Origin of the sequence: Paenibacillus sp. y28 (assembly GCF_037137075.1) — a bacterium.
Taxonomy (GTDB): Bacteria; Bacillota; Bacilli; order Paenibacillales; family NBRC-103111; genus JBBBNV01.
This window is the reverse complement of record NZ_JBBBNV010000002.1, coordinates 86,535-99,235: the sequence shown is the minus strand read 5'-3', so window position 1 is coordinate 99,235 and position 12,701 is coordinate 86,535. Positions and strand designations below refer to the sequence as shown.

Below are 12,701 nucleotides of genomic sequence, written 5' to 3'. Positions count from 1 at the left end.
GCCACATTTTCGTGGCCATCGAAATTTTTATTCCAATGTACTTTCAAGATACTTGATGATATCCTTCACTCTCTCAAACTTGTTCGCATCTTCATCGGAAATTAAGATATCAAATTCCCGATCAAGCTCCATTATAATCTCCACCATGTCCAAATGATCTGCGCCCAGGCCGCGCCTTAAATCCTCATCATACCTTACTTCATGAGGAGCGATATTGAGAACTACGCCAATACTTTCTTGCACCCTTTTATAAATTCCCTTCTGATCCACACGATTTCCCCCATCTCCTAAGATTACGCCGTCGTTGATCGGCTTGTTGAAGGCAGGACCTGTTTTATCTGCAAGCAAAACTGGCACTTGCTGATGTGATCCAGACTCCGGCGCGCAGCTCCGTGAACTAAATGCGCTCAGTCCCCCACATCAATTTGGAACGAAATTAAAAATCGCGAGCAGCAAGGGAAAGCCCCTTGAGCTCGCGATTTTCCTTAAAGAATGGGGGCTTCCGCACAAATCCAAACCGGCTTTTGAGGGCCGCCCATTCTCATCTCATGTTTACTGCTCTACGACGGCAATGACGCTGCGGACGGAGTTAGCCGATTTTTCCATAGCCGCTTTCTCGGATTCCGTCAGCTCCAGCTCGAAAACTTTTTCGATGCCGTCGCCGCCAAGGATGGTTGGGACGCCCATGAATAAATTGTCGTAGCCGTACTCGCCTTCCAGAAGAGCAATCGCAGGAATGATGCGTTTTTTGTCTTTCAAAATCGCTTCCGCCATTTGTACAAGAGAAGCTGCCGGTGCATAGTATGCACTGCCGTTCCCGAGCAGGTTGACGATTTCACCGCCGCCGGTACGTGTACGGGCAACGATGGCTTCGATCCGGTCGGCCGGAAGCAGCTTTTCCAGCGGAATACCGCCGACATTGGAATACCGGACCAGCGGAACCATGTCATCGCCATGGCCGCCAAGGACGAAGCCTCGAACATCTTCCACCGACACGTTCAGCTCTTGTGCAACGAATGTGCAGAAACGAGCTGTATCAAGTACCCCGGATTGACCGATCACACGGTTTTTGGGGAAGCCCAAAGCGTGATAGGCAACGTAAGTCATCGCGTCAACCGGATTGCTCAAAATAATAACATAGGAGTCTGGAGCGTATTTTTTCACGTTCTCGCAAACCGATCTCATGATGCCGGCGTTGGTGTTCACAAGGTCATCTCGGCTCATGCCTGGCTTGCGGGCAATGCCCGCAGTAATAATGACGATTTGGGAGCCCGCAATTTCTTCGTAGCTGGAAGTTCCGATGATGCGGCTGTCAAAGCCTTGAACCGGACTTGCCTCCAGCATATCCAGCGCTTTTCCCTTTGTCGGGTTCTCCAGCTGCGGGATATCCAGAAGAACTACATCTCCCAATTCCTTTTGTGCCAGCATTAGCGCCGTTGTTGCACCCGTGAAGCCGGCGCCGATCACAGAGATTTTGTTACGTGCAATAGCCATGATTAATTGCGCTCCTCCCGTGAAACAGAATTAGTCCATGTTTTTAATTACGAGGTTAGCAAACTCAGAGCATTTCACTTCAGTTGCGCCATCCATCAGACGGGCGAAGTCATAGGTAACGGTTTTGTTGTGGATGGATTTCTCCATGCCTTTGTAAATCAGGTCTGCCGCTTCCTGCCAGCCGAGGTGCTCCAGCAGCATAACGCCGGACAGCGTGACGGAGCCTGGGTTTACAACATCAAGACCCGCATATTTCGGAGCAGTACCGTGTGTAGCTTCAAAAATAGCATGTCCTGTCAAATAGTTAATGTTTGCGCCTGGCGCGATACCGATCCCGCCCACTTGAGCAGCCAGAGCGTCGGACAAGTAGTCGCCGTTCAGGTTCAGCGTAGCAATCACGTCAAAGTCTGTAGGACGAGTCAGCACTTGCTGCAGCGCGATGTCGGCGATGGCATCCTTCACGATGATTTTGCCGGCAGCTTCAGCGTCTTTTTGCGCCTGGTTCGCTGCATCTGTACCTTGCTCAGCCTTGATGCGATCGTACTGGGACCATGTGAATACTTTATCCCCGAACTCAGCTTCCGCCAGCTCATAACCCCAGTTTTTGAAAGCACCCTCTGTAAATTTCATGATGTTGCCTTTGTGAACGAGGGTTACGGATTTGCGGCCATGCTGAATCGCGTACTCAATTGCAGCGCGAATCAGGCGCTCGGAGCCGTCCTTGGAAACAGGCTTGATTCCGATACCGGAGGTTTCCGGGAAGCGGATTTTCTTCACGCCCATTTCTTTTTGCAGGAACTCGATAACCTTTTTCACTTCTTCAGAGCCTTCAGCCCACTCGACGCCTGCATAGATATCTTCTGTATTTTCACGGAAAATAACCATGTCTACCAATTCAGGGCGTTTAACCGGGGAAGGCACGCCTTGGAAGTAACGAACCGGACGCAAGCAAACGTACAGGTCAAGCTCCTGGCGAAGCGCTACGTTCAGGGAACGGATACCGCCGCCGATAGGGGTTGTCAAAGGACCTTTGATGGCAACGATGTATTCGCGGATTGCTGTCAGCGTGTCGGCAGGCAGCCAGTTTTGGAATTGGTTGAATGCTTTTTCGCCGGCAAAAACTTCGTACCATGCGATTTTTTTCTCGCCCTTATATGCTTTTTCTACAGCCGCATCGAGAATGCGTTTGGAAGCCGCCCAGATGTCCGGACCTGTTCCGTCGCCTTCGATGAAAGGAATGATCGGATTGTTAGGAACATTTAATTTACCGTTCGTAATTGTGATGCGGTCGCCTTCTGTTGGAAGTGCATAGTTTTCAAATTGTGGCATGGGAATAATTCCTCCTATTAAAAATTAAACTGAGATGGTATAGGTCATACAGGCTTCACTTGTTGTATATCTCATGGTGCTACCGTCCTTATTTCCGTTCAGTGATCGGAACATATACGGCATGCTCAGGTCCGATATATTCAGCGCGAGGGCGGATAAGCCGGTTGTTCTCGTATTGCTCCAAGATATGAGCTGTCCATCCGGATACGCGGCTAATGGCAAAAATCGGCGTAAACAGGTCGCGCGGAATTTCCAGAGAGGTGTATACGGAAGCAGAGTAGAAGTCTACGTTCGGCTTCAAGCCTTTTTGGCCGGTTACCATATCTTCGATTTGAATCGACATTTCGTACCAGTTCAGGTTGCCGGTAATTTTGCCCAGCTCACGGGACATTTTTTGCAGATGCTTCGCGCGCGGGTCGCCGTTTTTGTAAACACGGTGGCCAAAGCCCATGATTTTTTCCTTGTTTTCCAGCTTGGCGTTAATGTAGCTTGCTGCTTTATCAGCAGTTCCGATTTCCTCAAGCATAGCCATAACCGCTTCGTTGGCGCCGCCATGCAGAGGTCCTTTCAGCGCGCCGATAGCCGAAGTGACGCCGGAGTAAATGTCGGAAAGAGTCGCAACCGTTACGCGAGCTGCGAAGGTCGAAGCATTCAATTCATGGTCAGCATGCAGAACAAGCGCCTGATCCAAGGCTTTTATGGCCACTTCATTAGGCTCTTTTCCGGTCAGCATGTACAAGAAATTCTCGGCAATCCGTGCGCCGGCCTTCGGTGCGATCGGATCTTGTCCGTTACGGATACGGGAGAATGCGGCAACGACTGTCGGCAGTTGGGCCTGCAAACGAATCGCTTTGCGGATGTTCGCTTCCTTGCTCATATCGCCTGCTTCCGCATCATACAGCGCGAGGCTTGAAATCGCTGTGCGAAGAGCAGCCATTGAATTTGTATCCTGCGGATACAGCTTGATTTGGTCAATGACCGCAGCCGGAATCGCCGCGTTGTCACTAAGCTGTTGGTTCAGCTCGTTCAGTTCGGATTGAGTCGGCAATTTACCGTACCACAGCAGGTAAACGACCTCTTCAAAGCTGGCATTCACGGCCAAATCGTCAATGTTGATGCCGCGGTATGTCAGCACGCCGTCAATAATCGAGCTGATCGAGGAGGTTGCTGCTACAATTCCTTCAAGACCTTTGGTTGCAGTCATGTGTTTTCTCTCCTTTTTTACATAAAAATGAATTCGTAATGAATTCCGAATTCCAGGCCGCATGTATGCAATCTAATAATATATGATTTCAGATAATCCGTGAACAAATTATGGCATAAAACTTCATTATCAGTACAATAAATATATGCTATATGTCGATAACAAATTTTCAATGACTTCCATCACTTGCCAGCGATAAATTTACACCTATCTCAGTATGTTCAGAATATAACAGAAAAAACCATCATTTCCGCATAACACATCGATTTTTAGGCTATATTGCATGATCAGTACAATAAAGATTTTTTTCCGGTCATTTCTTTGGTAAAATAAGCTATACATTTTCGCTCGTCTGGGGGACCTCGATTGAACGGCTCAAAACACATCGGCATTATCGACATCGGGTCGAATTCCATTCGACTCGTCATTTATGAATTAACAGAGCAGGCCGCCTACCGCGTCATTGACGAAAGCAAGGAATCGGCGCGCCTCAGTCAACGTATCAATGAGGCGGGCATTTTGCCGGACGAGGAGCTGGCAGATATTGTAGACATACTTCGCCATTTCCAATTGCTGTGCCGCGCCAGCAGAGTCGACCGGCTGCGCGCCGTAGCCACGGCCGCGATTCGCAACGCCGCAAACTCTGGCGAGATCGTAGCCAAGCTGGAGGCCGCGACAGGGCTGACCATCGAAGTGCTGTCAGGAGAAGAAGAGGCCCGTCTCGGCTTTATTGCAACCATGAATACCCTCGACATCAAGGACGGCTTTCTCGTGGACATCGGCGGCGGCAGCACGGAGATTACGCTGTTTCTGGACCGCAAGCTGCAGCACAGCGTCTCCCTGCCCTTCGGCGCCGTGAATACCGCCAAACGGTTTACACCGGGAGGACATGTCACCGATACCGATATTGCAAGCATCCGCCACATGATCAAGCAGGCTCTGGAGGAACACACATGGCTGCGCGGTCATGCCGGCCTGCCGTTAATCGGGCTGGGCGGGACGTTCCGCACACTGGCCAAGGTACATCAGCGCCAGCGCAAATATTCGCTCCCGCTGACTCATAATTACGATTTAAGCCGGGAGCAGGGTGACAGTCTGTTTCACTGGATTGCTTCACAGCCCCTGGCCAAGCGCAAAAAAATTGACGGCTTGTCCGCAGAACGCGCCGACATTATCGTACCCGGGATTGTCATTTTGCATACCATTTTTATGCAAACCGAAGCCTCCCATTTTATCATCAGCGGCTCCGGACTCCGCGACGGGTTGTTTTTCGAGATGCTCTATCCGCAGCAGCCGGTACTAGACGATGTGCTTGCTCACGGCGTCAGCAACCTGTTGGCGCTGCATCCGTCCATTCCGCTGAATCATGTCCAGCAGGTGAACCGTCTAGCTTTGAAAATTGCGGACGATTTAATGAAGCAGGGATCCGGTATTACGGCTTCCGGGCTGCGCCTGCTGAGCGCCGCCGCCCTGCTCTATCGTATCGGTGTCAGCGTCAGTTACTATGATTACCAGAAGCATACGTTTTATTTGATAGCCCATTCCCGGCTGGGCGGCCTTTCGCACCGGGAAATTATCAAATGCGCGCTCATCGCTTCCTATAAAAGCAAAAGCCGGAACCGGCAGCAGGCCCTGGCTTACAAGGATCTGCTGAACGATACCGACTTGGAGGAAACAGAGCGCCTCGGCACCCTGCTGCAGCTGGCCATTGCGCTGGACCGCAGCGAGACAGGACCGATTGCTGAAGTAGACGCTCTTGTCAAGGATATTGAGCTGGTAGTAAGCTGCAGCATCCGGCACCAGCCTACCATTGAGAAAAAAGAAATGCAAGCCATAGCAAAGGAATTTACCAAGGTATGGCTGCTTATTCCACGCCTAATCGTTTCAGATGCTTCCAGCTGACAATGTCCTGCGCCTCGAACTGGCTGCGCAGCGGCGCTATCGCTTCTACGGGCTGAACCCGGTCGTACTGGCCGGTAGACTTCAGCTCCCGGGCTTTTACATTATCCTTCAGGCTCAGCTTGAGCACTTGAATCAGTACTTCCCTCAGGTTCTGGTCAAATACCGGTACCATGAGCTCCACGCGGCGGGTCAAATTCCGGGTCATCCAGTCTGCGCTGGAAATCCACACCTCCGGCTCGCCGCCGTTTTCAAAGTAAACCATACGCGAATGCTCCAGAAACCGATCCACAATGCTCCGCACCGTCACATTCTCGCTTAAGCCCGGCACGCCCGGACGCAGACAGCACACGCCCCGGACAATTAAATCAATAGGAACCCCTGCACTGGAAGCCATATACAATTCATCAACCATATCCTGATGCGATAAGGAGTTCATTTTGGCGATAATTCGCGCCGGTCTGCCTGCTGATGCATGTTCCGCTTCCCGTTGAATCAGATGGAACAGCTTCTGCTTCAGGCTCGTCGGAGCCACAGAGAACGCCTTCCAATCATGCGGATCGGAATATCCGGTAATCTCATTAAACAGTGCCGAAGCATCCTCACCGATCACCGGGTGACATGTAAACAATCCGATATCGGTGTACAGCCGGGCCGTACTGTCGTTATAGTTGCCGGTTCCAACATGCACATACCGGCGCAGCATATGATTTTCCTGCCGGACAACCAGCGTAATCTTCGCATGTGTCTTCAGGCCGACCAGTCCGTATACGACGTGACATCCTGCTTTTTCCAGCTGCCGTGCCCAGGCGATATTGCGTTCTTCGTCAAAACGGGCCTTCAGCTCTACAACGACCGTAACCTGCTTGCCCGCCTGCGCGGCCCGTACAAGGGAACGGACCAGCATTGAATTCCCGCTGACACGGTACAGCGTCATTTTAATCGCGAGCACATCCGGGTCATGCGCGGCCTGATACACAAAATCGTTAACCGCATCGAACGATTCGTACGGATGGTATACCAGCACATCCTTTTCCCGGATTACTGCGAAACGGTCATTATTCTCGCAATCCAGGAACTCCTTCGGATAGACCGGCTCCAGCCGCGGATAACGCAAGGAATCGAACCCTGTCAGTGACATGGCGAACTTCATCAGAAAGCCGAGATCCACAGGCCCGTCAATGACAAGCACATCATCGCCGATCTCAAACTCCTCCTGGAGCATCTCCATCGCATACGGATGAATCCCCTTCTGTACCTCCAGCCGGACAGGAACCCCCCAGCGGCGGCGGTGCAGCTCCTTCTCAATTTCCTCCAGCAGGTCCTCCGCTTCCTCCTCGTTCAAGGACAAATCAGCGTTCCGGGTCAGCCGGAATTCATTCACTGCAAGCGGAATATAACCGCTGAACAGGGTATGTATATGACGTTCAATCAGATCCTCCAGCAAAATAAACTCCTGCTTTTTGCTTTTGGATCGTGAAGGCACCTGGATACAACGCGATAGATTGGAAGGCAGCTGAATAATGGCGAAATACGGCTCTTCCTCCGGGTCATCCCCCTCTTTGTGAAGCACGACGGCCAAATAATTGCTTTGGCTGTGCACCAGCGGAAACGGCCGGCTCTGATCCACCGCCATCGGCGTCAGTACCGGAAACACAATATCATGATAATAATGATCCATCTCTTTGCGCTGGTTCTGGGTCATTTCTTCATAAGTTGTGAAAATAATGCCTTCCTTCGCAAGCTGACGCGTCAAATCGCGATACGCCTTGTACTGGTCGCTGACCATCGCCCCTACCCGCTTCATCACCCGCTTGAGCAGACCGTGCGGGGTATAACCGGTGAAATCTTTTCTGGTGTAGCCCGCCTTCACCTGCTCCTTCAGACCGGCGACCCGGACACTCATAAATTCATCCAGATTGGACGAAACAATCGATATAAATTTGATGCGCTCCAGCAGCGGTGTGCTCGCGTCCTGAGCTTCCTCCAGCACCCTTCGGTTAAACTCAATCCAGCTCAAATCACGGTTGATGTACTTCGCTGTCGATTCCCGCATCTGCAGCTCTTCTTTCGTCATGAAAGCTCCCCCTCATTGCTTGCCTAAACAAAGCAATTTACGCCAATTTCCCGCTGCTTCTATTATTATTCGACAATGTTATCCCAATATTAAGCGATTGTAAACTTACAGGATTTTTTTTGGGCGCGCGGGAATGCCCCGATTACAATCCACTTCATCTTCTTCCGTGACGGCGGCTTTCAAAAGGGAAAGCAGCGCGGGGGCGGCCTTATCAATACGGGCTGGCTTCCAGTCCCGGTTCAGCCACATATGCATCGTTCCCCCGCTAACCAGCAAATCCCCCTGAGGCTCCGCTGTCGGGGATAGAAGCTCTGGAGGCAAGTCTCTTGTCTTCGTCTCCGTGTCCCCCTCCCAGCGGCGGATTTGGCTTTCGAAGTCAATCCGAACACTGCTGAAGTCCGCAATTCGCGTATGAATCAGAATAAGATCATCATATTTGGCAGGCTGGCGGAACTTGACATTTGCTTCTAGCACCGGCAAAAAAAGTCCCGCCGCCTCCAGCTCACGATAGGTCATGCCCAGCTCCCGAATCAGCTCAGTCCGCCCAATCTCAAACAAGTTCAAATAGTTGGCATGGTAGACGACCCCCATCTGATCGGTCTCCTGATATCGCACACGCAGAGGATGTACATACCAATTGGACTTCGCCATGTTGAAAATTCCTCCTTAAAAGATGGAAAAGAGCGAACCGCCTCACCTGGTCCGCTCTCTACCTTATCTGTTAGCTCGCTATTTATAACACGCTGGCCTTGCCGGAGTAAATCACTCCGACCTCGGCATAGACGCTTACAGCCATGCCGTCCTGCAAAATCTCAAGGGCATTGTCGACGCCGACAATGACCGGTATGCCAAGACTAAGCCCTACAACTGCAGCATGCGACGTAATGCCGCCTGAGGAAGTAATGACTGCAGCCGCTTTTTCAAACGCCGGCATATACTCTTTATCGGTGCTGGTCGTCACGAGAATGCTGCCCTCGGTTACTTTTTGCAGTGCTTCTTCCGCCGAACGCGCCGTTACAATTTTGCCTGTCGCCGATTGGGTTCCGATACCTTGGCCCTTGGCAATCAGTTCACCGATATGATGAACCTTAATCAGGTTTGTGGTTCCTGAGCGGCCGACCGGCACACCTGCGGTAATGACCACAATGTCCCCCAGCTTCACGAGATCCGCCTCGACAGCTTTATCGACAGCCATTTGGAACATTTCATCCGTGCTGCCGGCATCTACGCCAAGCACCGGCTGCACGCCCCAGGTCAGGCTCAGCTTGCGCATCACCTGCGGATTGCGGGTAACCGCAATAATCGGCGATTTCGGACGATATTTGGACACCATACGGGCCGTATAGCCGCTTTCCGTCGGAGTAATGATTGCCGTTGCATCCAAATCCAGCGCAGAGTTGGCTACCGCCTGGCTAATCGCCTCCGTAACCGTAACCTGCTGGGCAGAGCTTTGGCGGGTGAAAATCTCGCGGTACTCCAGCGATGCTTCCGCACGCTCCGCAATACGGGCCATCGTTTGAACCGATTCCGTCGGGTATTTCCCTGCCGCGGATTCCCCGGACAGCATGATAGCATCCGTTCCGTCAAAAATGGCGTTTGCCACGTCGCTTGCTTCCGCACGGGTCGGACGCGGGTTACGCTGCATCGAATCCAGCATTTGTGTCGCCGTAATGACCGGCTTGCCCGCTACATTACATTTCTTAATCATGCGCTTTTGCACAAGAGGGACTTCCTCTGCCGGAATTTCCACGCCCAGGTCACCCCGCGCAACCATCAGGCCATCCGAAACCTCCAAAATCTCATCCAGGTTCTCGACGCCTTCCTGGTTCTCGATTTTGGAAATAATTTGGATGTGGGACGCATTGTGACGCTCCAGCAGCTCACGGATTTCCAGCACGTCACTTGCCTTGCGCACGAAGGAAGCCGCGATGAAATCAACGCCCTGCTCGATACCGAATACGATATCAGCCGCATCCTTTTCCGTAATGCCCGGCAAGGAAATTTTCACTCCCGGAACGTTTACGCCGCGTCTGGATTTAATGCTCCCGCCATTGACGATACGGCATTGGATTTCCGTCCCTTTAATGTCCTCCACCTCAAGGGCAATTAAACCGTCATCAATCAAAATCGTGGAACCTACGGACACATCGTTCGGCAAGTTCGAATACGTGACATAAATACGGGATGCATCGCCCAGAATTTCTTCCGTGGTCAGAACAACCTTTTGGTCCTGTACCAGCTCCACCGGCTCCTGCGCGAACTTGCCTGTACGAATTTCCGGTCCTTTGGTATCGAGCAGAATCGCTACCGTTTTACCGAGCTCCTGGCACGCCAAGCGAATGTTTTTGATCCGATTCCCATGCTCCTCGAAATCACCATGGGAGAAGTTAAGGCGCGCCACATTCATGCCGGCCTGGATAAGCTGCTTCAGCATCGGCAGCGATTCACTGGACGGGCCGATGGTACACACGATTTTTGTTTTACGCATGATTTTTCTAAACTCCTTCTGCATTTGTCTGGGCTATAATTTGCTTTTCCGGTTCCATCATCATCTCTGCCGCCGTCGTAAACCGGCCGACCTTGCGGAATTTCCGGTACCGATCCGCGCGAAGCTGCTCCGCATCCAATTTCCGCAGCTCCTTGAAGTGACGCAGCAAGGCCTCTTTGACATGTCCGGCCTGGATTTCGGGATCGCGGTGTGCGCCGCCTCGCGGCTCAGGGATGATTTCTTCAATAATTTCAAATTTCAGCATGTCTGCCGCCGTAATTTTCATCAGCTCGGCCGCACGGTCAGCCTGCCCCGCATCCTTCCACAATATCGTGGCTGCGGAGTTCGGGGACGCCACAGAGTAAATCGCATTCTCCAGCATCAGCACCCGATTGCCGACACCAAGCGCCAGGGCTCCGCCGCTGCCGCCTTCGCCGATGACGATGCAAATGACCGGAACGCCAAAAGCCGACATTTCCAGCAAATTGCGGGCAATCGCCTCAGAGATGCCGCGCTCCTCCGATGTAATGCCCGGATATGCCCCCGGCGTATCTACAAAGGTAATTATCGGCCGCTTGAATTTATTCGCCTGCTTCATCAGGCGAAGCGCCTTCCGGAAGCCTTCCGGGTGGGGCATGCCAAAGTTCCGCGCCAGGTTGTCCTTCGTATCCTTGCCCTTCTGGTGACCAATGACCGTCACCGGAACACCATCCAGCTTCGCCAGTCCGCCAATGACCGCCATGTCCTCGCCAAACAGCCGATCCCCGTGCAGCTCAATGAAATCCGTAAAGATGGCGTTGATGTAATCAATCGTCGTCGGACGTCTCGGATGACGCGCCAGCTGCATTCGCTGGGGCGGCGTCAAATCACTGTACAGCTCTTCCTCTAATTTAACATATCTTTCTTCCAAACGTGCAATTTCTTCCGAAAAATCCATTTTTTTATCCACACTGAATTTGTGGAGCTCATCGATTTTGGCGCGCAGCTCGGCGAGCGGCCGCTCAAACGGCAATTCCGAAACCATCAGACCGTCTCCTCCTTTACCGTGTGCAATTCCAGCAGCTTCGTCAGTGCAGCCCGCAAATCCTTACGCGGGACAACCTTATCGATCTGGCCGTGCTTCTGATAAAACTCCGCCGTCTGGAAATTATCCGGCAGCTTCTGGCGGATCGTCTGTTCAATAACAAGCGGCCCGGCAAACCCGAATTTCGCCGAAGGCTCGGCCAAAATAATGTCGCCCAGCATCGCGAAGCTGGCAGATACCCCCCCATAGGTCGGGTCGGTAATCACAGAAATAAACAATCCGCCGGCATCATTGAAATTAGCCAGCGCCGCGCTGGTCTTGGCCATCTGCATCAGGCACAAAATGCTTTCCTGCATCCGTGCTCCCCCGGAGGTGGAGAAAATAATGAGCGGCAGCCCTTTTTCCTGTGCCGTTTCAATGGCCCTTGTGATTTTCTCCCCAACGACCGAGCCCATGCTGCCGACAAAAAAGTCAAAGCTCATCACGGCAATGACCGTGTTGATGCCGTTAATGGCCCCTTCTCCGGTAATAACCGCTTCGTTCAGCCCCGTATCTTCCATAATCCGCTCCAGCTTCTCGGTATAGCCCGGGAAATCCAGCGGATTTTCACTGACAAGCTCACTGTCATACTCAAAAAAACGCCCTTCGTCAACCAGCATCTGAATCCGTTCCACTGCATTAAGCCGATGATGGTAGCCACAGGCCTGACATACCTTCAAATTTTTCTCAAGCTCTTTGCTGTATTGGATTGTGCCGCACTTCGGGCATTTGTTCATCAAGCCTTCCGGAATTTCGCGTTTTGTGCGTTCCGAAGGAATGGTCGCATATTTACGTTTCTTTTGGAAAAAATCTTTTAACACAGTTTGCACCTCTCCAGTTTGATGTAAGTACCACTGTGACGCTTCACCTAGCTATGCAAAATGGCATTAAGCACTTCCTGAACCTCCTGCACTTCACCCTTGGGGACGAGGATTTCAAATTGATGCTTTGACATGCTGACCGGACGGGTCTGGACCAAAAAGCCTTCTTCGGTCAGTTTCTGCTTGATGCGTTCTGCAATACGTGTCGTCGGCGCAATATAAATAACCGTCCACATGCGTGGTACCTCCCCGGAATAAACGGCATGGCCGCTAATCGTGTAGTATCTCATTCAGCCGTTTATTACATGTCCATTCATCCACAATAG

General features: G+C 51.8%; 11 protein-coding genes. 1 reads left to right on the top strand and 10 read right to left on the bottom strand.

What is annotated here, in order from left to right; genetic code table 11:
• Positions 1-27: 27 nt before the first annotated feature.
• From WBG83_RS03605 to citZ, 4 genes are all read right to left on the bottom strand, one after another.
• On the bottom strand, positions 28-348 hold the full coding sequence (locus WBG83_RS03605) for an acyl carrier protein (RefSeq protein WP_442955782.1): 321 nt from the start codon (positions 346-348) through the stop codon (positions 28-30).
• A 204-nt stretch (positions 349-552) separates the two neighbouring features.
• The gene (mdh, locus tag WBG83_RS03600) at positions 553-1,494 is read right to left on the bottom strand and encodes a malate dehydrogenase (protein WP_336742777.1); all 942 of its coding nucleotides are present in this window, start codon (positions 1,492-1,494) and stop codon (positions 553-555) included.
• Between the two features lie 30 nt (positions 1,495-1,524).
• Positions 1,525-2,823 carry an NADP-dependent isocitrate dehydrogenase gene (gene icd, locus WBG83_RS03595; RefSeq protein WP_336742776.1) on the bottom strand — a complete coding sequence of 433 codons (1,299 nt, stop codon included), beginning with the start codon at positions 2,821-2,823 and terminating at the stop codon, positions 1,525-1,527.
• Between the two features lie 88 nt (positions 2,824-2,911).
• Positions 2,912-4,027 carry a citrate synthase gene (citZ, locus tag WBG83_RS03590; protein WP_336742774.1) on the bottom strand — a complete coding sequence of 372 codons (1,116 nt, stop codon included), beginning with the start codon at positions 4,025-4,027 and terminating at the stop codon, positions 2,912-2,914.
• 366 nt (positions 4,028-4,393) lie between these two features.
• Here citZ and ppx point away from each other — a divergent pair, with 366 nt between their 5' ends.
• Complete coding sequence (gene ppx / locus WBG83_RS03585; protein ID WP_336742773.1) at positions 4,394-5,929, top strand: exopolyphosphatase; 1,536 nt, start codon at positions 4,394-4,396, stop codon at positions 5,927-5,929.
• Here the strand turns inward: ppx and ppk1 are convergent.
• The 6 genes from ppk1 to WBG83_RS03555 all read right to left on the bottom strand — a co-directional run bounded on the left by ppk1 (position 5,892) and on the right by WBG83_RS03555 (position 12,611).
• The gene (gene ppk1, locus WBG83_RS03580) at positions 5,892-8,003 is read right to left on the bottom strand and encodes a polyphosphate kinase 1 (RefSeq protein WP_336742771.1); all 2,112 of its coding nucleotides are present in this window, start codon (positions 8,001-8,003) and stop codon (positions 5,892-5,894) included. The two genes, ppx and ppk1, sit on opposite strands and share 38 nt — an antisense overlap.
• Before the next feature lie 105 nt (positions 8,004-8,108).
• On the bottom strand, positions 8,109-8,654 hold the full coding sequence (locus WBG83_RS03575; protein ID WP_336742769.1) for an acyl-CoA thioesterase: 546 nt from the start codon (positions 8,652-8,654) through the stop codon (positions 8,109-8,111).
• Positions 8,655-8,736: 82 nt separating this feature from the next.
• A complete protein-coding gene (gene pyk / locus WBG83_RS03570; RefSeq protein WP_336742766.1) occupies positions 8,737-10,491 on the bottom strand; it encodes a pyruvate kinase in 1,755 nt (584 codons plus the stop codon).
• Positions 10,492-10,498: 7 nt separating this feature from the next.
• Positions 10,499-11,515, bottom strand: a complete 1,017-nt coding sequence (locus tag WBG83_RS03565) for an acetyl-CoA carboxylase carboxyltransferase subunit alpha (protein ID WP_336742765.1) — start codon at positions 11,513-11,515, stop codon at positions 10,499-10,501.
• Positions 11,515-12,375: an acetyl-CoA carboxylase, carboxyltransferase subunit beta gene (accD, locus tag WBG83_RS03560; protein WP_336742763.1), complete on the bottom strand. Its 861-nt coding sequence runs from the start codon at positions 12,373-12,375 to the stop codon at positions 11,515-11,517. The genes WBG83_RS03565 and accD overlap by 1 nt, the downstream gene beginning before the upstream one ends.
• 47 nt (positions 12,376-12,422) lie before the next feature.
• A complete protein-coding gene (locus WBG83_RS03555; RefSeq protein ID WP_336742761.1) occupies positions 12,423-12,611 on the bottom strand; it encodes a glutamate decarboxylase in 189 nt (62 codons plus the stop codon).
• Positions 12,612-12,701: the final 90 nt, after the last annotated feature.